17 protein-coding genes and 1 pseudogene are annotated in these 23,154 nt (G+C 55.9%); 14 read left to right on the top strand and 4 right to left on the bottom strand.

All coding sequences use genetic code 11. From position 1 onward, the window contains the following. Together KR51_RS19965 and KR51_RS16215 are read left to right on the top strand one after the other, a co-directional pair. Window positions 1-130, top strand: a pseudogene (locus KR51_RS19965) (photosystem II q(b) protein); the annotation flags it as partial. Window positions 131-358: 228 nt separating this feature from the next. After that, the gene (locus KR51_RS16215; RefSeq protein ID WP_022609220.1) at window positions 359-2,614 is read left to right on the top strand and encodes a transglycosylase domain-containing protein; all 2,256 of its coding nucleotides are present in this window, start codon (window positions 359-361) and stop codon (window positions 2,612-2,614) included. A gap of 31 nt (window positions 2,615-2,645) precedes the next feature. Here the strand turns inward: KR51_RS16215 and KR51_RS16210 are convergent, their stop codons facing one another. Next, on the bottom strand, window positions 2,646-4,838 hold the full coding sequence (locus tag KR51_RS16210; protein ID WP_022609219.1) for an AAA family ATPase: 2,193 nt from the start codon (window positions 4,836-4,838) through the stop codon (window positions 2,646-2,648). A gap of 725 nt (window positions 4,839-5,563) precedes the next feature. On the opposite strand from KR51_RS16210, the gene galE reads away from it, so the two are divergent. The 6 genes from galE (at window position 5,564) to KR51_RS16185 (ending at window position 11,167) form a co-directional block, all read left to right on the top strand. Then, on the top strand, window positions 5,564-6,574 hold the full coding sequence (galE, locus tag KR51_RS16205; RefSeq protein ID WP_040656584.1) for a UDP-glucose 4-epimerase GalE: 1,011 nt from the start codon (window positions 5,564-5,566) through the stop codon (window positions 6,572-6,574). A 179-nt stretch (window positions 6,575-6,753) separates the two neighbouring features. Beyond that, the gene (locus KR51_RS16200; protein ID WP_022609217.1) at window positions 6,754-7,140 is read left to right on the top strand and encodes a DUF3110 domain-containing protein; all 387 of its coding nucleotides are present in this window, start codon (window positions 6,754-6,756) and stop codon (window positions 7,138-7,140) included. Window positions 7,141-7,231: 91 nt separating this feature from the next. Then, complete coding sequence (locus tag KR51_RS16195) at window positions 7,232-8,137, top strand: class I SAM-dependent methyltransferase (protein WP_198016820.1); 906 nt, start codon at window positions 7,232-7,234, stop codon at window positions 8,135-8,137. Between the two features lie 587 nt (window positions 8,138-8,724). Beyond that, entirely contained in the window at window positions 8,725-9,444 is a 720-nt protein-coding gene (locus KR51_RS19960) for a hypothetical protein (protein ID WP_156915161.1), read from the top strand. Window positions 9,445-9,924: 480 nt separating this feature from the next. Next, on the top strand, window positions 9,925-10,077 hold the full coding sequence (locus KR51_RS20350) for a hypothetical protein (protein WP_022609215.1): 153 nt from the start codon (window positions 9,925-9,927) through the stop codon (window positions 10,075-10,077). 763 nt (window positions 10,078-10,840) lie between these two features. Continuing rightward, entirely contained in the window at window positions 10,841-11,167 is a 327-nt protein-coding gene (locus tag KR51_RS16185; protein ID WP_022609214.1) for a YbjQ family protein, read from the top strand. Window positions 11,168-11,257: 90 nt separating this feature from the next. Here the strand turns inward: KR51_RS16185 and KR51_RS16180 are convergent, their stop codons facing one another. After that, the gene (locus KR51_RS16180; RefSeq protein ID WP_022609213.1) at window positions 11,258-11,797 is read right to left on the bottom strand and encodes a hypothetical protein; all 540 of its coding nucleotides are present in this window, start codon (window positions 11,795-11,797) and stop codon (window positions 11,258-11,260) included. Window positions 11,798-12,039: 242 nt separating this feature from the next. On the opposite strand from KR51_RS16180, the gene KR51_RS16175 reads away from it, so the two are divergent. The 3 genes from KR51_RS16175 (at window position 12,040) to KR51_RS16165 (ending at window position 15,464) form a co-directional block, all read left to right on the top strand. After that, window positions 12,040-13,140 (top strand): PstS family phosphate ABC transporter substrate-binding protein, encoded by a 1,101-nt coding sequence (locus KR51_RS16175; protein ID WP_022609212.1) that lies wholly within the window; start codon window positions 12,040-12,042, stop codon window positions 13,138-13,140. A gap of 12 nt (window positions 13,141-13,152) precedes the next feature. Continuing rightward, complete coding sequence (locus KR51_RS16170; RefSeq protein WP_022609211.1) at window positions 13,153-14,121, top strand: ROK family protein; 969 nt, start codon at window positions 13,153-13,155, stop codon at window positions 14,119-14,121. A 554-nt stretch (window positions 14,122-14,675) separates the two neighbouring features. Continuing rightward, window positions 14,676-15,464 carry an alpha/beta fold hydrolase gene (locus KR51_RS16165; protein ID WP_198016819.1) on the top strand — a complete coding sequence of 263 codons (789 nt, stop codon included), beginning with the start codon at window positions 14,676-14,678 and terminating at the stop codon, window positions 15,462-15,464. A 38-nt stretch (window positions 15,465-15,502) separates the two neighbouring features. On the opposite strand, the gene KR51_RS16160 is transcribed toward KR51_RS16165, so the two are convergent. Both KR51_RS16160 and KR51_RS16155 read right to left on the bottom strand, forming a co-directional pair. Further along, a complete protein-coding gene (locus tag KR51_RS16160; RefSeq protein ID WP_022609209.1) occupies window positions 15,503-16,756 on the bottom strand; it encodes an ABC transporter permease in 1,254 nt (417 codons plus the stop codon). A 90-nt stretch (window positions 16,757-16,846) separates the two neighbouring features. Beyond that, the gene (locus KR51_RS16155) at window positions 16,847-18,256 is read right to left on the bottom strand and encodes an efflux RND transporter periplasmic adaptor subunit (protein WP_022609208.1); all 1,410 of its coding nucleotides are present in this window, start codon (window positions 18,254-18,256) and stop codon (window positions 16,847-16,849) included. Between the two features lie 364 nt (window positions 18,257-18,620). Between KR51_RS16155 and KR51_RS16150 the strand changes: the two genes are divergently transcribed. The 3 genes from KR51_RS16150 (at window position 18,621) to KR51_RS16140 (ending at window position 22,606) form a co-directional block, all read left to right on the top strand. Further along, window positions 18,621-19,961 carry a serine hydrolase gene (locus KR51_RS16150; RefSeq protein ID WP_022609207.1) on the top strand — a complete coding sequence of 447 codons (1,341 nt, stop codon included), beginning with the start codon at window positions 18,621-18,623 and terminating at the stop codon, window positions 19,959-19,961. A gap of 442 nt (window positions 19,962-20,403) precedes the next feature. Next, window positions 20,404-20,961: a GspH/FimT family pseudopilin gene (locus tag KR51_RS17755; RefSeq protein WP_022609205.1), complete on the top strand. Its 558-nt coding sequence runs from the start codon at window positions 20,404-20,406 to the stop codon at window positions 20,959-20,961. 1,168 nt (window positions 20,962-22,129) lie between these two features. Further along, window positions 22,130-22,606 carry a GNAT family N-acetyltransferase gene (locus KR51_RS16140; protein ID WP_022609204.1) on the top strand — a complete coding sequence of 159 codons (477 nt, stop codon included), beginning with the start codon at window positions 22,130-22,132 and terminating at the stop codon, window positions 22,604-22,606. The last annotated feature ends 548 nt before the right edge of the window (window positions 22,607-23,154 follow it).

Here is a 23,154-nt window from a genome sequence, read left to right as displayed (position 1 = left end):
TCGTGTGGTGAGCACCTGGGCAGACGTGCTGAACCGTGCGAACCTGGGCTTCGAGGTAATGCACGAGCGCAACGCGCACAACTTCCCGCTGGACCTGGCCGCCGTGCAAGCGCCGGAAATCCTGGGCTAGGACCGTGCGAGCTAGCTTTCGCTAGTTGATGAGCCAAGCGCCCCCAAGAGGGGGCGCTTTTTACTAAGTGCTGTCCGAATTCCATGCAATCGAACGCGTAAAGCTCTTGGAACCCCGTGAGGCGATCGCCTCCGAACGTTTGCTTGGTTCGCCCGACAGAGCGTCCCCGGCAGGCCCCGATTGCCGAAGACGTCCGTCAAAATGGAGTGAACCTCGTTGCGCCGACCCATGACCGACCGACCGACCTTCGGACAGTACGTCACACAAGCATTCCAGACGATCCAAGCCAAACTCTCCCCGCAGATCCTGCACCTCAAGCCCGGCGCTCGGGTGCCCGAGTTGCGCGTCAAGGCACCCGATGCGGACGCCCCGGCGACGTATCCGCTACTCGGCGATCGCTACGTGCTCGGGCGCAGCGCCCGCGAATGTGACATCGTCGTCCGCAATCCACTGGTTAGCACCGTTCATCTAACCCTTACGCGCGACCTGCAGCGACGCGAACGTTTCGTGCTGACTGATGAAGGGTCGAAAAACGGCACCTTCCACGGCAAACGCCAGATCGAGATGCTGGAACTTTGCCACGGCGATCGCCTTACACTCGGACCGCCAGAGGTGGAAACTACTGTTGAGGTGAGCTTTCATTTTCCGCCGCCGCTGTGGCGGCGAGGACTGCGCTACGGGTGCTATGCTGCAATTGCCGGCGTCGGAATCTTAAGCGCAATCGTGGTCGTGCGCCTATCGCGTGTTCCGGTGCGCCCGTTGCCCGCGGGCGGTCGCGGTCCGGTGGTCGTCTACGCACGCGATGGTCAAACGCCCCTTCAGCCCGAACTCGGCAATCGCGTTCATCGCGAACTGCCACGCCTGCAAGATTTTTCTCCGTATCTGCCAGCAGCCGTGCTGGCTTCAGAAGATACTCGCTACTACTGGCACTTTGGAGTCGATCCTTATGGGATTGCGCGGGCGCTGTGGGTTAACATCACCGGCGGCCGTCAGGGTGCAAGTACGATCACGCAACAGCTAGCGCGCAGTTTGTTCCCCGAATACGTGGGGCGGCAAGACACACTCGGTCGAAAGTGGCGAGAACTCGAGGTGGCGCTCAAACTGGAATTCTTTTATAGCAAAGACGAGCTGCTGAAGGTATATCTCAACCGGGCCTTCCTTGGGGTCGATAACTACGGCTTCGAAGATGCCGCACAATTTTACTTCGAGAAATCTGCCGCCGACCTTACTCTTAATGAAGCAGCCACGCTCGTGGCAATCCTGCCAGCGCCGAACAGCTATAACCCCGTTCAGGACTACGATACCGCCGTTCAATTACGCGCTCGCGTCTTGGAACGCATGGTTGCCATGGGCGCGATCGCCCCGGAGGAAGCAACGCGTGCACGGCGATCGCGGATCGACGTCAGCCCTCGGGCTCGCGAAAGGTTTACCAGCACGATCGCTCCATACTATTACGCTTACGTATTGCAAGAATTGCAGCTGCTGCTGGGATCTGACCTCGCCGACGAGGGAAACTTTATTGTCGAGACGGCAGCCGATCTAAAGGTACAGGATGCTGCTGAAGCAGCTTTGCAGCAAGCAATCGCCGCACGCGGCGCGCAGTATGGTTACGGTCAAGGTGCCATTGTCACCCTCGATAGTCGCACCGGAGCGGCGCTCGCCATCGTGGGAGGCAAAGATTTTGCCCAAAGTCAGTTCAACCGAGCAACTCAGGCACAGCGACAGCCCGGCTCTACATTCAAAGCGGTAGTCTACGCCGCCGCGCTCGAGATGGGTATCTCGCCCGGTCGGACCTTTTCATGTACGCCGTTGCGGTGGATGGGCCAGTCTTATAACGGCTGCGATCGCACGCGCGATGATGCCGATATGTATCGCGGATTTGCCCATTCAGAAAATGTGGTAGCGCTGCGGATCGCTCAGCAAGTGGGCTTGGATGCAGTGGTGCAGATGGCCAGAGATCTTGGAATTGCCTCGGAACTGAATACCTCGCCGGGGCTGGTGTTGGGCGAAAGCGAGGTGAACGTTCTGGAGTTGACCGGTGCTTATGCACCCTTCGCGAATGGGGGCACCTGGCATCGCCCGCATGCCATTCAACGCATCCGCGACGGGAGCGACTGCACTGATGTTGAGGAATGGCGGACCTGTCGCACGATCTACGCTTTTGTAACCGAGCGAGAAAGTCGGCGGGTTTTGGAGCCCGCAATCGCTGCCTGGATGGGCGAGTTGCTGCGCGGTGTTGTTCGTTGGGGCACCGGCACCAACGCGCGCGGGGTTGCCGACGCGGCTGGTAAGACCGGTACGACCGACAACGGTGTGGATTTGTGGTTTGTAGGGTTCGCACCGCAACAGCCGCTCGTGACGGGCATTTGGCTCGGCAACGACGATAATTCACCGACGCGCGCCAGCAGCTCTCAAGCCGCGTTGCTCTGGAGCGAATACATGCAAAAAATCTTACCTATTAGCGTGTCCGGAGCGCGTCCCTAGAGCGCGCGTTCCAGTGGCAATCGAACGGACTTCAACCAGCAGAACTGACACGATCGCGAACGGCCCGAATGAAGGCGATCGCGCTGTGCCACGGGACAACTTGCCGGACTAGACGGCGTTCGAAAACCGCGCGAACTGCTTGAATTTCGTCCTTTGTGAGGCTGGCACTCAAATGGACGGCATAGGAAGGGCGCGGATCCGTAACGCCGCGGAACCAACGTTCCACGAGTGCGGAGGTCACCAGCTTGGGGGCAGAAAACGACTCGGTCGCGATCTCCACCGTCCACCCCGCATGGGTGAGGGCCGCTCGCAAGGCGTCCTCATCCCAAACTGTCGGGTCGTCCCCCGTACGGTAAATCGCTTCCTCGGCTGCGGCAAGCCGATCGTATAAACCGGCATCGAGCCAGTCCGGGTCGAGCAACTGATAGAGCCGCTGTCGGTGGCGGGGGATGGTTTCGGCCAGCACCAACACCCCATCTGGAGCGAGCAACGACGCGATCGTCTCAAGCGCCTGCACTCGGTTCGGTTCGCGCCCGAGGATGTTGTACCCGATCGCACGATCGCCGCGACCGCTCTTGGCGAGGGCATTCGATAGCTGCTCCAGAGTCCCCGAGACAATTGACAGGCGGCCCGGCTCGGGCAGATCGCGAGCGCGAGCGGCCAGCACATCGGCATCGCGTAGCGATCGCGCCCGCGCCCAAACACTGCCTGCTGGAACGTGCCGGAGCGCTTCCCCGGTTAGCAAGCCGCTGCCCGCATCCAAATCGACGACGACATGGTGGGGCTCCGGTCGTGCTAGGGCAAAGACGCGATCGCGGATCGCTGCCAGTCGGTCGCTACCGCCATCCGTCGTACGCTGCAGCCAGCGGTCGCGCGCGGGCGCGTCATCTCCACCGCCCGATTGCGCTGTGCCTCGTTCCCAAACAGCAGCAAGTTGAGCATCACGGCGGCGCTCGAGGCAATCGCGAATGCGCCCTTCCATGCCACGATCGCTCGGCTGGTAAAACACCTGTCCCTGCAACCCGTCGGGTAAATATTGCTGGGCGACCCAATGGTCGCGGTAAGCGTGCGGATATAAATAGCCTTCGCCGTGACCGAGACCTTTGCGATCGCGATTGGCATCTTTAAGGTGGTTGGGAATATCCTCGGCGCGCTCGCGTTCGACGCAAGCAAGGGCGTCGAAAAAGGCCATGACGCTGTTGGATTTAGGTGCCGTTGCCAGGTACAGCGTCGCGTGGGCAAGGTGATAGCGACCTTCCGGCATCCCAACGCGATCGTAGGCCTCGGCGCAGGCCGTAACGACGGCGATCGCCTGCGGATCGGCCAGGCCGATGTCCTCGCAGGCTTGGATCAGCAAGCGACGGAAAATAAAACGCGGTTCCTCTCCGGCATAGACCATCCGCGCCAACCAATAGAGAGCGGCATCGGGGTCGGAACCGCGAATGCTCTTGATGAAGGCGCTAATCGTATCGAAGTGCGCGTCGCCCTCCTTGTCGTACAGTACCGCGCGTCGCTGGATCGACTCTTCAGCCACGTCGAGCGTAATGCGGATCGGTCCGCCCGCCGTTGGTGATGTCGTCTCGACGGCCAGTTCCAAGGCATTGAGCAGCGATCGCGCATCGCCATTGGCAACATCAACCAGATGCGCGATCGCCTCGGCGTCAATCTCGACTGCCAAGTGACCGTAGCCGTTTTCGCAATCGGTCAGGGCGCGGGCGGCAACGCGGTGCAGGTCGCTGGCGCTGAGGGAGCGCAACTCAAAGATGCGCGAGCGGCTGACGAGCGCGCGGTTGACCTCAAAGTATGGATTCTCGGTCGTCGCGCCGATCAGCACAACCGTGCCGTTTTCTACCCACGGCAACAGAGCGTCCTGCTGGGCCTTGTTGAAGCGATGCACCTCATCGACGAATAGGATCGTCCGTCGTCGATCGCGATCGCGTTCGGTCTCGGCAGCGTCGATCGCGGCACGGATGTCCTTGACGCCCGAGAGCACGGCATTAAGGGCAACGAACTGCGCCTTCGTCGTATTAGCGATGATTCGTGCAAGCGTCGTCTTACCCGTTCCGGGCGGTCCGAAGAAAATCAGCGACGAGATGCGATCCGCTTGGATCGCCCGTCGCAACAAGCGCTCGGGTCCGAGGACGTGTTCTTGTCCGATGAAGTCATCCAGGGTGCGCGGCCGCAGGCGGTCGGCCAGCGGCGCTGCAGGCTGCGCGCGCTCCATCGCATTCTCGATCTCCCAAGGCGCGATCTTAGCGGAGTCATTACTCCTACTAGTACTTTCAGCTCGGTAATCTCAGTAGCCAGGTCGGCAAGTGCGCTGGCACCAACTGGCAATCGCGGCTAACTGTGCTTAAACGCCTAGCCTGCCTCTAACCTTTCGCACCCCAGTGCAAACCCAACCTAACAATGAGCAGGTCTATAAGAGCACTATTCGAACAGCAAAACAGAGAAGACAGACTAAACTTCAAGAGAATTTACGCAACTTAACTTCTTGAGGCAACAACGACCTGTGGAAGCGGTAGGGGTTGGTGTAGTTCGCAGCGAGTCAAGCGCGACAGGCGCGAACTCAGGAGTTCGCTGTCCCTTGCGAGAGTGAAAGCTAGACAACTGGTCTGGCGCAGACAGGTCTGGCAGAGCATTGGCTTGGCATCCGGTTTTGAAGTCCCGATACACGATAGCGTTCCCGACACCCGAAAAAGTGTAGCGATCGCTAACTTTTTTCTAACTTTGCAAGATTTATTGACGGTGTGCGCATTCTTAGCAGGGTATTCATCAAGCACTGGGCACTGGGACGCGAGCAAGCAAGCTAACGTTTCGCAAGCTTGAGGGGAATTGTGCCGATTCAGTGTGGTTGGGGTTTGCTCCTGGATGCCGAACCCTAATCGCAGCGTTTCAGAAGAGGCATTGGCGCTTAAGCTATTGGGGAGCGCCATTCTCATGAAGGTTATGCCAGCTTCGAAACCGACGATTCTCGTGACGGGCGGCGCAGGGTACATCGGTTCCCATGCCGTGCTAGCCCTGCAACGCCAAGGCTATGACGTTGCGATCCTCGACAACCTAGTCTACGGTCACCGCGATATTGCCGAGCGGGCCTTGAAAGCCGAATTAATTGTCGGCGACACGAGCGATCGCGCGCTCCTCGACCGCTTGTTTGCCGAGCGCGACATCGCCGCCGTCATGCACTTCGCCGCCTTTGCCTACGTAGGCGAATCCGTCGCCCAACCTGCTAAGTACTATCGCAACAACGTAGTCGGAACATTAACTCTGCTGGAAGCCATGTTGGCAGCTGGAGTTAAGAGCTTCGTGTTTTCTTCAACGTGCGCCACCTATGGCGTCCCCGACGCAATTCCTATTCCTGAAACTCACCCGCAGCGGCCGATCAATCCCTACGGTTCTAGCAAGCTGATGGTCGAGCGTATCTTATCTGACTTCGCCACGGCTTACGGGTTGCGCTACGTGATCTTTCGCTACTTCAATGCTGCCGGTGCCGATCCCCACGGACTGACCGGCGAAGACCACGCCCCCGAAACACATCTGATTCCGCTGATCCTATTCGCCGCGCTTGGCAAGCGCCCCAGCATCAGCATCTACGGCACCGACTACGATACGCCAGACGGCACCTGCATCCGCGACTACATTCACGTCAGCGACCTAGCGAGCGCGCACGTTCTCGGAGTTGACTACCTGCTCGACGGCGGTGTGTCGGAGATCTTCAACTTGGGCAACGGCAATGGTTTCTCGGTTCGAGAAACCATTGAAACCGCCCGACGCTTAACCGAGCGCGAGATCCATGTTATTGAAGGAGCTCGTCGACCTGGCGATCCACCAGTGCTTGTGGGAAGCAGCCAGAAAGTGCGCGGGATCTTGGGCTGGCAGCCGCAGTACGCCGATCTCAAATTAATCCTGAGCCATGCGTGGCAGTGGCACCAGAAGCGCCACGGGATGCCAGCATCCTAATCGACATACAATCGATCTCCTATCTGCTTCACAGCCGCCATGCTTGGCAGCAGGTTGTCCCAAACTTCAACGTTCTTTCGCACCGCTTGCCAAAAGCGCTCGGTTGCCGATCGGCTCCAGCCAAATGGCACAATGACGAAACCCGACGACTCACTGCAAGCCCTTAGCACGCTCTCACCATGCGCGTATACATATTGCTGTTCAACCCCCGCACCGATAATGAAGGCATCCACGCGTTGCAAGTTGGCGATCGGCGCTGCGTGTTGATGTTTGAGGATGCGGACGATGCAGAGCGCTTCGCCCTGCTCCTGGAAGCCCAGGACTTCCCCATGCCAGGCGTGGAGGAATTTGACTCGGAAGAAATCGAGGACTTCTGCGCGGCAGCCGGCTACGATGCCCAAACCGTTCCAACTGGCGAGTTATTCCTGCCGCCGGAGCAGAGCCTTGACGAACACGAGTGGTCGCCCGACGGTTCGCCCAGCGATCGAACCGAGCGCCCTGAGTCTCGGGATGAAGAGCTGCCAGACCTCGATGAGGTACGCCGCCGCCTCGAAAAACTGCTTTAGCGCTCTTTACAACTCACGAAGCTAGGAGATCGGCGTTCTTTGGGTTCAAGGATTTATGAGAACGCGGGCATGGAATAGCCGACCGTTCCATGTGGATGCAGCTACTCAGCAAACTCCGGACCGTCCCTATCGACAGGCGAACCTGCCAGCGATCCATAACGGTTCGATCGCTAGCAACATGCTTCGTCGTCAGACAACTGTAAGACTATCTCACGACTTCGACTCCATGAGCGCAACGCTTGATGCCCTTTTCCGGCTCCATCAACATCTGCCCCGCCAAGGACCGGGTGGCGACGAGTTTACCCAGGCGATGCTAAAGCGCTTACCGGACTTGCCCACCAACCCGACCGTCCTCGACCTCGGCTGCGGTAGCGGCAGCACCACGCTCGTGCTGGCTCGCGAGTTGGCCGCGCCTGCCAATCCGATCGCAGCCGTAGATATCTACGCACCGTACCTGCAAGACCTCAGCGATCGCGCTGCTGGTGAAGGACTCGGCGATCGCGTCCGCACGTACTGCGCCGATTTTGCCGCCTTAGATTGGCCGACAGCAAGTGTCGATTTGATCTGGTCTGAAGGGGCAATTTTTATCCTCGGATTTGCTGAAGGATTGCGTTGTTGGCGATCGCTACTCAAACCGGGTGGCTTGATGGTTGTCAGCGACTGCACTTGGCTCGACGACGAGCCGCCAGATGAGCTACGGCAGTTCTGGCAGGTTGCCTATCCAACGATGGCAACGGTGGCGGAAAACGCCGCGACTGCCACTGAAGTTGGTTTCGAGGTGCTCTCCACTGCCGTGTTACCACCCCATGGGTGGTGGGACGAGTTTTACGTCCCCCTGCGAGCGCGCATGACCGAACTCAAACCCCATGCCGACCCGGATTTGCTAGAGGCGATCGCGGAATCCGAGCATGAAATCGATCTTTTCCGCCGATATGGGGATAGTTACGGATACGCGTTCTATCTGCTGCGCCGAGCGACCGAAAAGACAATCGGATAAAGCAACGACTCGGAGCTTCCCAATGGGCGTCCGGACTATCTGACAATACTCCTTGTAGCTGCTGATAGCGCGGTCGGCTCGTGTTGCTCTACATCGACGTTGCTGCCGGATGCCATGCAGCTATTGCAAGCTACATAAATACATTCTGTCTCGCCGAGATAATTAGTTCGGTCACACTGCCGGTCTGCGATCGCCTTGCTAGAAAAAATCTAGACCGAAAAATCTTCACACGACCTGCAAAGTGAAGAACAGTTTAACTGGCGTCAAAGTTGGTATCCAGTCGCGTTTGCGGTGGACTTTCAGGCAGAACAGCCCTATTTTGTTTCGATTTACAGAGAAGCATTCGTTTTCTTTGAAAATGCTGCGGGGGAGCCATTTTTTCCTAGGAAGATTGGTGCCCCCATCGTGCTGCAAAACTTTCCAACGGCCAAATTATCGGTGGAGCCGTGGAATGCTTGCACATTCCTCAACTGCAGGAGACAGCTACCATACCAGCGCGCGCTCGCGCTAAGTCTTTTCCCGTATTTGATATTCAAAACTTTATTTGAATCTAGCCGGGAGAAGCAGAAACAGCAGACCGGTCCTGTTTGCTAACGATTGAAGATATCGAACGCTTTGATTTGTTTGTGGTCGGTACCGCTACTAACTTGCCCTTCGACCACACATTTTTGGTCGAGAATCTGCTCGATACGGCCCACCTCAATTTCAGCCACAATCGGAAAGAGTATGGCTTTTTACCAGAGGATGCCAAATCCCTAGCAATGGAGGTTTCCTTTATATCCGTTAACTGGTTTCAAGACCGGTTTCGTAATGAAAATGCCCTCCAATCAGCAAGTGTGCAATGCGACATTATTGCTCCACACCTAGTTCATTACAATTTCTCCAAGCCCGAGTTCGGTCTATTTGAGTGGCTGGCTCTGATAACACCTCCGGTTTGTTACGGGGAAAGTCGTATTTTAGTCCGCCTCTATGGCAATCATTTTAAGCGCTCCTTTAGGCTCAAGCCTCGGTGGCTCGAACATTTGAGCAAAAAAAATCTTAGGAGAAGACCTGAATTTCATCATCGCACAGCAGCAATATTTAGAACGCTCCGAGCGATCTCTACAAGCAGTATATTTCTCCTTATAGACCATAGATGTTTTCGTTTTGGAACAACGACTCTTTCAACTCTCGAAACAGGGTCGCCTCAAGCAACAGCGATCGCTTGTGTCCAAAAGCGAAATCACGAGCTTCATCAAAAATCATTGTATGAGTGCAATCCAAAAACCGAATGGATGGGCTCATGGACTCGCCCCCAAGGAAGGTGAGATTCAATCGAGAGCCTTATTAAGCAAGCACAACCGAGAGAAAAGTCTTGTCGCGAACTAGAGCAAGCCTAGAACCAAGGCTATTTACCTAAAGTGGGCTATATCTAGGTAATTATGTTTTTCTTGTCTCCGCCAACCGAACAGAGCTGCAATTAAGGAGCAATGCGAGTTCGTTACACAAGTATCGGTTGAACTTTACATTTCTATACTTGGGGTCTGCATGTATGGGATCGAAGCACTCAATCTGCCGAGAGTGATTCCAGTGATTGAGTTTCAGGTTCGATCGCGCCAAGTGTAGAGTCATTGTGTGGATTTGAATGCATTCTTCTTGCTCGCAGGAGCTTTATTCGATAGCCACCTCTTCATTAATAATCTTTAATTTGACGATGAAGATTTGTTTTCGCTTTTGCTAGATGCGTTCTAATAGTCGAATGGTTAGATAGGATAATATGGAGTACATAGTTTATGGAGTAAAGTGCTATGAAGCCAATGGTTTGGCATCCTGAGGAGAAGGACGCGAAAGTCAATCAATATCTTGAATCGGTCAACCGCGAGCCCTGGGTGCTACTTTGGGGCGCTGCAATATTGATGATCGGTGCTTTTACTTCAGCAGTTTTGGTTGGCATCTTTTGAGCAAGACAAGTCGGCCGTTCTAAGTGTAAATGCCTGTTTTTGAAAGTCTGACTGGATATAGGTTTGCCCTGGGCAACTAACAGAAATAAGGCAGAAAAAGGCGATTGCAATCGCCTTTTTCTGTTGCAATATGTTTATTCGCGAATTGGATTTATTGCACGCCTAATCAACACTTTTTTTGGATATCGGTGTTCCTTTATACAGTTGAATGGGCTGGGTTGCTTGCTAGGAGGCAATAAGGGTTGAGAACAACCACTCAGATCCTTAGGCTTGGTTCATGTGCTGGTCTAGTTGACATTTTTAGTGGCACCTCAGCTGACCACGAACCTCAATCTGTCGCCGAGACTAATAGTCGTACGATATCTTCTCAACCCTTTGGTTTGGCTGAAGCGCAACTACGTGAAGTTTTGCCCTGCCGCTGCCGCGAACCTTGCAGCAATGTTGTCAGGCTCCTTTCAGGCGTTCCAATTAATGATGAAGTCGGTTTGGGCGCAACACATTAGCTCGATATCTCGAGCGCCAGATGAAGGTGGTCAACGCTCGCGATTGCCTAGCACCGATTCTTCACCTTAAAACTCAGCTTTGTGTCGGGTTTTGTAGTGATGGTCAACCCTACATCGAGCAAAATGGAGCTGGAAATTCTCCTTCCCCAGGTCGGTCAGGTTGATTCTGGCATGCAACGTTCGGTGGACCTTTTCTGGAATGGCTGAAGCACGATCCTGATAGGCTAGCGATCGCTAGCGTTAAAGAGGTTTGCTCCACCATGTTGGTGACTACCACCGATAGTTTTCAAAACGCCGAAATTGAAGAGTACCTGGGCATTGTCACGGCCGAAATCGTCTACGGCACCAACGCCCTGCGCGATTTGTTTGCCGGATTGCGCGATTTCATTGGCGGGCGCACGGGCAGTTACGAACGCCTCTTTGAAAAAGGACAGCAAAATGCGATCGAGGAACTGGGAAAGCGTGCGGAACGCCTGGGGGGTAACGCGGTCGTCGGGGTGCGCATCGATACCGATACTATCAATGTCGATCGAGAAGGCGTGTTGTTTTTGATTACCGCAACGGGCACAGCCGTGCGGCTGCGCTAGCTAGCAAGTTTCCCCGCGATCGCAGCCCATGGAGCATGCCGACATAGCTCGTTCGCTCCCAGCGCGAGGTTCGGACTCTGCAACTGCGAGCTATTGTTTTGGCGATCGGGTGCCGGCAGAGGGCAGCTCGACGTAGCCCTGCAGATTTTCGGGCTCGAATTGCCGCAAGACGCGAGTGCCAAGGGCTCGGTCAGCATCCGAGCCTGCTACCACAATGAGGTACTTACCGGAATTGAGGCGATTGCGATAGGGCAGTGCATCGCCACTCCCAGCTGACAGCCCGACGCCGCCGCCGACAAAGATCGCACCCATCGCTCCCGCGATCGCGCCGAAGATGCCACCGATGATGTGGTTGCCCAAGACGCCCGCCCAATCAAAAAGTTGGATACCAGTTTGCAGATTGAAGAGATAACCGGAAGCGAAGCCAAAGGGCGATAACCACACGACCATGCGCAGAATCTGCTCCTTAGCTTGTTGGTTGGGGTCGATCAGACCGAATTCGTCCGCGCTTTTGTAGCCTTTCCCGAGAATGGAAACCCGCTCTGGGGTTAGTCCGGCTTCCGTGAGGGCAATAGAGGCAGCTTCAGCCTGGATGCGATCGGCTAAAACCGCAATGAGATAGATAGTCATAACCTTTGCAAAATACGCTTAGTAAGTGGCACCTAATTTTCAGCGTAGTCAATCCTGGCGCGCGGAGCTTTCCTTGAGAATAGTCTCGAGAATAATCTCTATGCGATTGCGCGCCGCAATGGCGTCCCGCAATCGACCTTGCCACTAGCGCAGGTTGCGATCGGATGCAAACGCTGGCATAAGTGCGGTATAGTTCTGCCCGAAACAGTTGCCCAAGAGCACCAGCTTACGAGCGAAGAATCATGGCCCGACGCACGAACGAAACGATCCCGCTGCTCGTCGCCCTTGTCGTGACAGCTGCGTGCCTGGGCGGTGGCGGGTGGTGGTTGCTGCAACAACAAAAGCAACCCCAAGCTTCCGGACCGTCGGGCTCGGCTGCTTCCGGTCAACCCACAACGAATTCATCCGCCAGCTCGCCATTGCCGCCGCAAATAGCTGCAAGCAATCCAACGCCGTCAGCGCCGTCCTCGCTGCCGGCGGCGGCCGATCCGCCTCAAGGAACATTCAACTACGGTGGCAGCACAACCTGGGCACCCATTCGCGCTGAAGTCGACCCAACTTTACTGGCATCCACAGCGGACTTTCAGTTACGTTATGTCGACCCAGTCTCTGGATCGCCCGGCTCGGGTCGCGGTATTCAGATGTTGCTCGATGGGCAGCTGTCCTTCTCCCAGTCATCGCGCGGGTTGAAAGTCGAGGAAATCCAAACTGCCGAGGCAAAGGGCTACCGGCTCAAGGAAGTTGCCGTAGCACTCGACGCGATCGCGATCGCCGTCAACCCGGCCCTGGACATTCCAGGGTTAACTGTCTCGCAGCTAAAGGATATCTACACGGGCAAAATCACCAACTGGGATCGAGTTGGCGGTCCCGATCTGACGATTGCGCCCTACACGCGCGACCTTGCAGATGGGGGAACGGTAGAGTTTTTCGTCAGTAATATTCTCGAAGACGCACCCTTCGGCAGTACTGTCGAGACCGTGTATAGCACGACACCGGGACTGCGTGCGGTGGCCGACAACCCTGGCGGCATCTACTACGCCTCGGCGCCGGAAGTTGTCCCCCAGTGCGCAGTCAAGACGATCGCGATCGGACGCACGGCCGACCGACTAGTGTCCCTCCACCGGGAACCGCGCATCGATCCCGCCCAATGCCCTGCCCAGCGCAATGCTATCAACATCCCGGCGCTCGCGGAGGGCACATATCCATTTTCGCGCCGCCTGTTCGTCATCGTCAAAATGGATGGCGGACCGGACCAACAAGCAGGTCAAGCCTACGCCGACTTACTACTCTCGCCGGAAGGGCAAAAGGCGATCGCCGATGCCGGTTTCGTTCCTATTCGTTGAGGTTCTGTTGCGTTGCCCCCTGTCGATCCCGCTTTAGACTCCAATTTAGTTCCCGAAACAAAGCCGCCCGAAGTCAGCAGGACGGAAGTCATCGGGATCGACCTCGGCGGATCGGCGATCAAGCTCGGCCGTTTCCAAGCCGACGGCACCTGTACGGCTGAAGCCGCGATCGCAACACCACAGCCAGCACGTCCAGGACCCGTCCTCGATGCGGTCGCGGTAGCTGTCCGCGACCTCGACCCAGACCGACGGGCGATCGCGATCGGTATCGGCACGCCCGGTCCCTCCGATGCGGATTGCCGCGTGGCGTATATTGCGATCAATTTACCCGACTGGATCGACGTTCCGGTCGCGGACTTCCTGGAAACGCAAACTGGCTTGCCAACTGCGGTAGAAAACGACGCTAATTGTGCTGGATTGGGCGAGGCCTGGTTGGGTGCGTCGCGGTCGGTCCGTGATTCGATTTTGCTGACGCTGGGAACGGGCGTCGGTGGCGCGATCGTGCTAAATGGGCAGCTCTTCACCGGGCGCACGGGCGCCGCCGGCGAACTCGGCTTGATCGGCATCGACTACAACGGCCCGGAGTGCAACAGCGGCAATCATGGGTCGCTGGAGCAGCACGTTTGCGCGCGGGCAATCTGGCGCGATACGGGCAAGACCCCGGCCGAACTAGGGGCCTTGGCAGGAGCGGGCGATGCAGCGGCGATCGCTTACTGGGAGCAGTACGGGCAGTATTTGGGGGCAGGAATTGCCAGCTTGGTGTATGTGCTGATGCCCCAGGCTGTAGTGCTGGGTGGCGGCATCAGCGCCAGTGCAGAATTCTTCTTACCGGCAACGCGGGCGGAAGTGTCGCGGCGGATCGTGGCGCAGTCGCGCTTCGAATTGCACATTCTGGCAGCCGAACTGGGCAGTCGGGCGGGTGCAGTGGGTGCTGCAAAATTGGCGTGGCAGCGGTTCGGGAGACTTAATAAGCAGCTCTAACGTCCCCCGCACCCTGGCATGCATACCAATGCTGATACCAGCACTGAGCTGATGGCCAACAGAGCAATCAACGCCAGTGCTATTCAAGCCGAATGCGGCGCGTGCCCCCTAGACCTCAGGCACCTCAAGCTCTAGCTTTGTGGGCTCGATCCTACGTTCTGGCAGGTATCAGTCCCACAGTTTCGTTGCACGAGCAGGGAACAGATCGTCTGTTTTGTTGAATCTTAGTTTCAATAGTGTCTGTTAAGCTTGGGGCTAGTCAATTAGCTTAAATTTCCGCAATCTTTATCGCTGGTGGGAGACTGCGGGATGGTCGCAGAAATCTTCGGGCGGCCAAAGCTCGAAATAGTTCCTTTAAGTTATGTGTGAACCCGTGAAGTTATAGCAAGGAGCATTGAGCTGTAGACATCTGCCCCCCAAACACCGCATCAGTCCGACTCACTAGTAATAGGTGTCTAAGCAGACTGCGCTTAGCTATGCATCCGGACGACTGGTATCCCGACGACCGTTATCCCAACGAACGTAATCGTGGAACTGCGTGGAGAGGAAAGATCGTGTCCGAACAGTCAATGTCTGCAGGTCCTAATTACAAGACTCCCACTGCGCTCTGGCTGGACCTCAGCCCAAGTTTGGGGATATTCCACCAACCGTTGCTGCGCGTGCTGAGACGGCAGGAGTGCGTGGCGCAGTGGAGGTATCGCCAAGATGCCGATGAATCCGGGGCTCTGGAACCAGCGATCGCCTTGCTGCACGAGTACGTCTCCCACCTGCCCAAACCAGTACACCTCATCGGACACGGCACGAGCGGAACGGTCGGGCTGCTCTACGCGCGGCGTTTTCCCGAACGAGTGCGATCGCTGACACTGCTGGGCGTGGGCGTCCAGCCAGCAGTAGATTGGCACGCTCACTATTACGCTGTGCGAGAGCTGATGCCCTGCAGCCGTGAAATGGTGCTCGCGCAGATGGCGGGCACGCTGTTTGGTGATGAGGTACGGACTCGCGTGCGCCTGCTCGTGTCCATGCTCGAGCAAGATTTGGACCTGGCAGCGTCACCGCATTCGCTATGGCAGCGCGAGCGTATTCCGATCGGTGGCGTTCCGGTGCCGTTACTGACCTGCGGTAGTGCTGACGACGCGATCGTCGATCCAGGCGCGCTGCGAGCCTGGGAAACTTACTTTAAGCCGGGAGATCGCCGCTGGGAGTGTCCGAGCGGACGGCATTTCTTCCACTACCGCCTGCCCCATTGTGTCGATGCAACGATTAAAGCGTTTTGGCAGTCGTTGGCAGACCGAGCATGCTTGGGCCGTCGCTTTGCCGATGTGCAGGATCGGACGGCAGTTTGAGTCAATCGCGATCGACGTGGTGCTCGATGCTAATGGGCCTAAGCCGTTCGCAAAGCTACGATCGGGTCGAGTCGGGCAGCGCGGCGCGCGGGAAATACGCCAAACGACAGTCCGATGCCACCAGACACGCCAACCGCTAAGACGATAGCAACGGGCGAAATGGGTGCCGGCAGGGGACTCAGCGCACCGACGACTAAGACACCACTGACCCCGACTAACGTTCCGATCGCGCCGCCGGCTGCGGCCAAAATCGTAGCCTCGACCAAAAACTGGACGAGGATATCCCTTTCGCGCGCGCCAATAGCCTTGCGTAACCCGATTTCCTGCGTGCGTTCGGTCACCGAAACGAGCATGATATTCATGACGCCGATGCCACCTACCAACAAAGAAATAGCGGCGATCGCGGCCAGCATCAACGTCAAGCCGCCCGTGATGGTGCCGACAATCTGCAGGATGTCTTTTTGCGTCTGGACTTCGAAGTCATCTTCGCCAGAAATCTTGTGTCGCAAGCGCAGCAAGTTTTTGATTTGAAATTGCGCGGCGCTCACGCTCTTCTCGTCCTTGGCAGAAACGGAAATAATCGTCACTTCCAATCCGAACGGAGAGGTGCGACCGACAACCTGGTTGGCCATCGTCGTCAGCGGCAGGTAAACGCGGTTGTCCTGGTCCTCGCCCAGAAATGACCCTTTTTGCTCCATGACACCGATGACTTCAAAGCTGACGGCACCGACGCGCACGCGCTTGCCGATTGGATTCCCCTCATCGAAAAGAATGCGAGCCACTTCCGCACCGAGGACAGCAACCCGATTGTTGCGCTCCAAATCGAGATCGCTGATAAAGCGTCCGCGCGCCACTTTGAAACTGCGAACGCTCAAAAAGTCCGGTGTCGTCCCGACAACCGGATCGTTGGTGTTTTTATCGCGGTAGGTGATGACGCGGTTGAGGTTGATTTGCGGGGCGACGGCTTGGACGGCCGGAACTTGCTCGGCGATCGCTAACGCATCCTCGTACACCAGAGTGCGCGTAAAGTCGAAACTCGTGCTACGTTCCTCGGGAGTGCCCGGTAACACGAACAGCGTGTTCGGACCGAGGGACTCGAATTGCTCGGCCGCAAGACGTTGCGCTCCTTGCCCGATGCCGACCATCGCAATCACCGAGGCGTTGCCGATGACGATACCGAGCATGGTCAGGAGGCTGCGGAGCTTGTTGGCGGTTAGGGTCGTAATCGCCATTTTGACGGTTTCGTCGAAACTAGTGCCCGATAACTGCGGGAGCTGGGTTTGGGCAACCATAACAATAAAAGCCGTTAAGTAATGTGGGTAAGGGCACAGACTTTGATGGGGTAGTTCCGGACTTGCACGTCAGTTTTCGGGGAGATCGCGTCATTTGTCAGGAAGGTCGATGAACACGCGATCGCCCGGTGCAATGCCGTTGAGGATTTGAGTTTGGGTATCGAAATTCGGTCCCAGCACCACTGCGCGGAAATCTGGCTCGTCATCGATCCCAACAGCCAGCACGCCAGCTTCTCCCTCTCGCGTCACGATCGCAACCGTAGGAACAACAACAGCACCATCAATCGTTTCGCCGATGAAGGTCACATCGGCGTTCATGTTCGAGCGCAGCACGTCCATGCCGGCATCAAGCTTTATGCGGACTTCGAAGGACGTGACGTTCTCTTCGACCACGGCTTCTGGGGCGACGCGCTCGATGCGACCGGTAAAGATGCGGTCGGGGTAAGCATCGGCAACGATCTCGACGGCTTGTCCGGGGCGCAGTAGCCCGACATCCACTTCCGGTACTTTCGCGAGCACCTCCAAGCCGCTGGCGATCGCCACGATTGAGGTAGATGTCGCCGATGCCGTCGTCGACGCAGATGTCGTCGGCGTAACGAATGCGCCTTCCGTCGCGTATTTTTGGGTGATGACGCCCGCAAACGGCGCGAGGATCGTCGTGTCGCGGTAGTTCGACTCAGCCGCCTGTAGCTGCGCGCGCGCGGCAGTCACTGCGGCACGCAGACGGGCAATTTCTTCGACGCGCGGACCGTTCTGTGCCTGCTGCCAAGCAGCGCGGGCTTCAGCTTCGGCCGCCGCAAGTTCGTCGACTTCCGGACGGGTAGTGTTGCGCACTTCCTCGAGGCGTTGCCTAGCTTCGGAGAGATCCGCCTCGGCGCTGCGATATTCGTTGATAATCTCGTCGAAGCCATCCTGGGAAATAGCTCCCTCGGTTAATAAGTTATTGTTGCGATCGCGCCGTTCTTCTGCGAGGTTGAATCGTGCCCGGGCCGATGCCACGCGCGCCTCAGCTTGGTCGATTTCGCGGGGGATCCGCTCGCGGGCTCGTTCGAGGCTGGCACGGGCTTGGTCGAAGCGAGCTCGAGCTTGAGCGACCTCCTCGGCACGCGTGCCGGCTTCGGCTTCGTCTAGACTCGCGATCGCTTCCTGTAAGTTGGCCTGAGCTTGCAGAAACAGAGCTTCGAGTTCGTCGTTTTCCATCTCAGCCAGTTTCTGGCCCCGCTCGACGAGATCGCCTTGATCGACGAAAAGTCTCTCCAGACGACCGGCAGTCTTGGGACTGACATTAACGTTTTTGTCAGGAACGATAGTACCACTCGCTTCTATGCGCACGACCAGGTCCTGACGGGTCACGGTCACGGTCAACGCGTCGAGGTCCTCCCGGTTGCGGAGAACATCGAGCGCGAACAACACACCGCCAACTGCAATCGCTCCAATAGCGATTGCCCCGGTCGTCCAAGACAGCGGGATAGCGACTTTTCCGAGTAATGGAAGCTTCATAACCGGATCGCGTAAAGTTCCGTAACATTTCCTTCCCCGATATTAGCCGAGCCGCTCGCAATCCACACCTCCCCGAAGCAGACTTTGGTGTCAGGATCCCTAGTAGTTAGGGGAAACAATTGCGTCTGGGTCTCCAGCCATCGAGACGCATCGGGTCCCCCTCCACCTAAGGTGTGTCCGCGGTAGAGCGGACGAAAGGCATCCAACTAAACATCGGCACTGGGCAAGATCGTAAAATTCGGCGAAACTTTCCGCGCGTTTTCAAAATCTAAGGAGCAAGAAATAGAGTATTCTGACTGCGCTTGCCCGCCAGAGTCGCGATCGCCTGTCGTCCAGTCGCCTGTCGTTCGATCGCCTACTGCCTATGGCTCGTCCATCCCAACCGTCCATTTCCCTCCCTGGGGTTGCACCGCGCCGCTCGGAGGGCGCTGCAGAGCCGCAAACCCCGACGCCAGCATTTCCCAACGCCCCTTTCCCAGATCCCTACATTCCCGATCCTTCTCCGTTCGAGGCATCTGAGCTCGAGGCTTCTGTCGATATTCCCTACGCCGACGCCGTTTATCTCGACGTGTCGCCGAGTGAGCTGGTGCCGCCAACTAGCGCAGCTGCGGTAACTACATCCACCATGAATGCTCCACCGCCGCAATGGCGACCGTTTTCTATGCTGCTGCTCTGCACGCGGTTGGGGATACTCGGCGTCGGGCTGGGGGCGATCGCGGCAACTTCTATGGCCGGTGCTAACCTCGATCCCGTTCTCATATGGCGTGGCGGCCGCCTTGCCCTCGGCCGGGCAATTCTCCCAACAGACGCTACCGTAACCGTGCCCGAACTCGAGGTCATGCCGCAAGAGACGGACCCCGAACCCGAACCCAAACCAATCCTCATGCCGACTCAGGCGATCGCCTCGCTGCAGAATCAATTTTCGGAGCTGGCTGCCGCTCAATCCGGCCTCGAGCCGGGTGCGTTTTTCTACGACCTCGACACTGGCGAATACGTCAACTTCAATGGCGACCGCGCATTTTCCGCCGCCAGCACGATCAAAGTACCGGTGTTAGTGGCGTTTTTCCAAGCTCTAGATCGCGGCGAGGTGCAGCTCGACGAGTTGTTGACGATGACGCCCGACCTCATTGGAGGTGGATCGGGGGCGATGCAGTATCAGGCTCCCGGCACGCAATTTACCGCACTCGAGACAGCTACCCAGACAATCGTGATCAGCGACAACACCGCAACGAACATGCTGATTCACCGTTTGGGCGGTGCCGACGTACTAAACGCTCAGTTCCAAGATTGGGGTTTAACGGAAACGGCGATCCGCAATCCGCTGCCCGACTTAGATGGCACCAACACGACCAGCCCGCAGGATATGGTGCGACTGCTAGCACGCGTCGAACGCGGAGAATTGCTCTCGCTGCGATCGCGCGATCGCTTGTTTGCCATCATGGAGCGAACGAAAACAAAAACCTTGCTCCCGCGCGGTTTGGGTCCGGGCGCGACTATTGCCCATAAAACCGGCGACATTGGTTCGTCGGTCGGCGACGTTGGCGCGATCGACCTACCCACGGGCAAGCGCTACTTAGCAGCCGTTCTCGTTGCCCGACCGCACAACGACTCGCGCGCCCAAGAGCTTATCCGCAATTTCTCGCGGCGCGCCTACGAACACTTCATCAACGCTCCGGTCGGACCGCTAGTTTTAGCTGAAGAATAATGACAAATCCCTTGGTTTGGCATCAGCTCTTGAGTCTCGTCGAGCGTCCATGTCTGGAGCAAAAATTTCCGGTGCGGATCTACATCGGTTTCGGGTAGTTAGAAGCCGGCATCGGGCCTATTGCAAGAAAAGTTGTTCGGAACAGTGCGGAAGGTGGTAGTACACCAGAGGGTGTCTGCAGGTGATTTTTGGGGACCTCACGCGCTGCCTTAAGCGGCTCGGACACGGGCGATCGCCTACACCGAGCAACGGCGATCGGTGATATATCTCACTTTTCCCAACGCACATATTTGCTTGAATACGGCTATGAATATTTTTGCTAGCAAATCGCTTAGGATATTTTAAGATATCGCCTCGTATCGACATTGGCTTTCGACCGCTAGAACATCGATTATTATTCCTTGCCTCAAATTCACTCCATTCTTATTTACTCACACTAGCCATGAAACTTGATTTGAAATCTCAGCGGCAATCGAAAGAGCATCAGCCGGCAATTAATGCGGGCTTTACGCTGCTGGAGGTGCTGGTCACAATCGTTATCGTCGGAATCCTGGCAACGATTGGCTCAGCGAATTGGCTCCGTTTCGTTGAAAATCAGCGAGTTGGAGCTGCACGCAGCGACTTGTACGCCTCTATCCGCAGCGCTCAGGAACGAGCGCGCGCCTCAGCAAGTACTTGGCGATTTAGCATTCGAGCGGATAATAATGGCGATTTAGAATATGCCTATTTCTCAGATCCTGATAACCCTCCATCGAACGGTTGGACTAGTTTGTCCGAGTTCATAGAAGTTGATACCGATCGAACGACTAATGAGGATAACTCCTCGCCATTTGAATGGAGCGTTGACTTTGACGATCGCGGACAGGTAACTCCCGGCGATCAGGGTCGAGTGACACTCGTTCACACCAACAGCCCTGCAAAGCCTCGATGCATCTTCGTCTCGACCATCCTCGGTGCCATGCGGACAGCAGAAGGCGTGGATTGCCCCCTTAAACCTTAACCATGAATGAAAGTATGAATCTAGCTGGCACAGGTTCCTCCCAATATTTTAAATAGTTCATTAATAGTTTGAGAGGAGTCTTGAGCATCACTCCCGATTTTGAGTCGCAAAGCATTTTGAAGCGCGATCGCGAGTTTTTGTTTGAGTTTCTTCTCCCTCCCCTTTAACTTGCGTCATGTAATACCAACTCTAAGAAGTGCTGCAAAAGATGACCGACGGACTCCTTTACCCAAAAAGATTTTTTCCTCATCTTTTTAAGCATTGTGCAAATTGGTATAAGTCTTGCCGGAAAACTTGCTCCCCATCGTCAAAAAACACTGGTGTAATTGGTAGCCTTCCGGTAAGTCAAATTTTTACCTCTACTTTTCCACCTGTTTCCACAACTCTTCAATCTTGCTCGCACTATGGTCCCCAACCATTCATCCGAGCATCCCAGCATAGCAACGATCAATGGCTGTTTAATATGATTTTGTTTTTTAACCCATACAATATCTAGATCTTCGAGCACTCCCACCTCAAAAGTGAATTCTGAGTCGTAGACATCAACTAGCAGTTCTCCAACCTGGTTGACCTACGTGATGATAGTTTCGATGCGTGCGCAGCTTACGTACTCATCGCTCGAAAGCTCATGCAGATAATGTACATTTTGAGGCAAAGGCGCATGACCGAATCTGGGTAGCCTCGGTGAGAGTTTGGGTTCGAAGAACTAACGTCTGCAGGCAGCACAAAAATAATTCTACTTTCCCAATTTTTGCCATATGTTTAGGAATATGTGACTAACTACATTCAAGGCATTGCAGACTCTGTTTCTCCTTGATTTATAATTCCATTTTGATTAATACCGCCATTTTTGAAACGGAAGAATTTTGGCTAGAGCGAGCCTATTGGAATTATCCGCCTCGTGCCGACCCTGACATCATAGGCATTATTGAAGAAGCTGCCAGTGCGCCAGGACCCAACTCGCGGCCGCGGAGGCAAGATGTTAGCAATTGTCATCAAAGGTTGGAGCAGAACAGTTGATTTATTAACGAAAGGCACTTTATTCTATACTGTAAGATAAAGAATTTACGCGCAATTTAGGCGCAGTAGGGATCCTATTCGAGTCTGAAGCAATCGCCGCCACGCCGAAAGCTTAGCTGCGCTGTTTGCTACCTACCCTCTTTTCGCCATGTCTACGCCCTTCAAAGACTGCAGTCACATTCAGTTCTGCGATCGCAGGGATGTCATTAACTTGCCCCAATTGCAAGCGTTGTTCGAGACATGTGCGTTTTGGGCGCGCGACCGCCACTGCGACGACCTGAGCGTAGCACTCGACAATAGCGACCCCGTCATCAGCATCTGGGATGGAGATCGCTTGATCGGATTTTCCCGCGCCACCTCCGACTGCGTTTACCGTGCCACGATTTGGGACGTGATCGTGCATCCGGACTATCGCGGTGCAGGTCTGGGCGGCAAGTTGGTAGAAACCGTTTTGGCTCACCCGCGCCTCAACCGCGTCGAACGGGTGTATTTGATGACAACGCACCAACAGCGGTTCTACGATCGCATCGGCTTCGAGAAAAATGAGACGACAACGATGGTGCTTTACAACCGCAACGGCATCTTCGTGCCCACCGAACGGTTACAGGCAGGCAATGCACTCTAGACCCGAGAGAGAGGGTGGTTTGGCAAATTCAGTCACGCGAGCGCATTGCCAACACCCCAACAAGAGCAAGAAGAACAGTACGACATCAATGGCAATAGTGTAAATGGGACGGGGGTGAGCGTCTAGATGCAACCAAGCTGTGAATATGCATCGGGAAAACGCGGTTGCTAGACTGACGCACCATTCGCCACAAACTCCGTAAATTTTGCAGCCATTGGCATTTCAACACGAACCTTTCTGCCGACGATAACAAGTCCCGGAAAGTATCATCTAAACCAAATTGCCAAAAGCTCTTCAGCACCAGCTTATTTTTTGTGGTGAGTAATTATTCGAATTTGGCATGGCAGGTAGCACGTGTTTAAAAGTCGGTGAGGATAACATTTCCCTTGAGGCGATCGCTGCCGTTTATGGGTTGAGCAAGGACGACGCGATGGCGCTCGTGCAACGCAAACTTAAGCCATCGTCATTTCACTCACGTGCAATCGCCTTGGTTGGCGTTTGTATACCCCATTTTCCCAATATTTTTTGTCGAGTAATGTTGACAGCTC

The sequence above is a fragment of the Rubidibacter lacunae KORDI 51-2 genome, from assembly GCF_000473895.1.
GTDB classification, from domain to species: Bacteria; Cyanobacteriota; Cyanobacteriia; order Cyanobacteriales; family Rubidibacteraceae; genus Rubidibacter; species Rubidibacter lacunae.
This window is presented reverse-complemented; position numbering and strand designations above follow the sequence as displayed.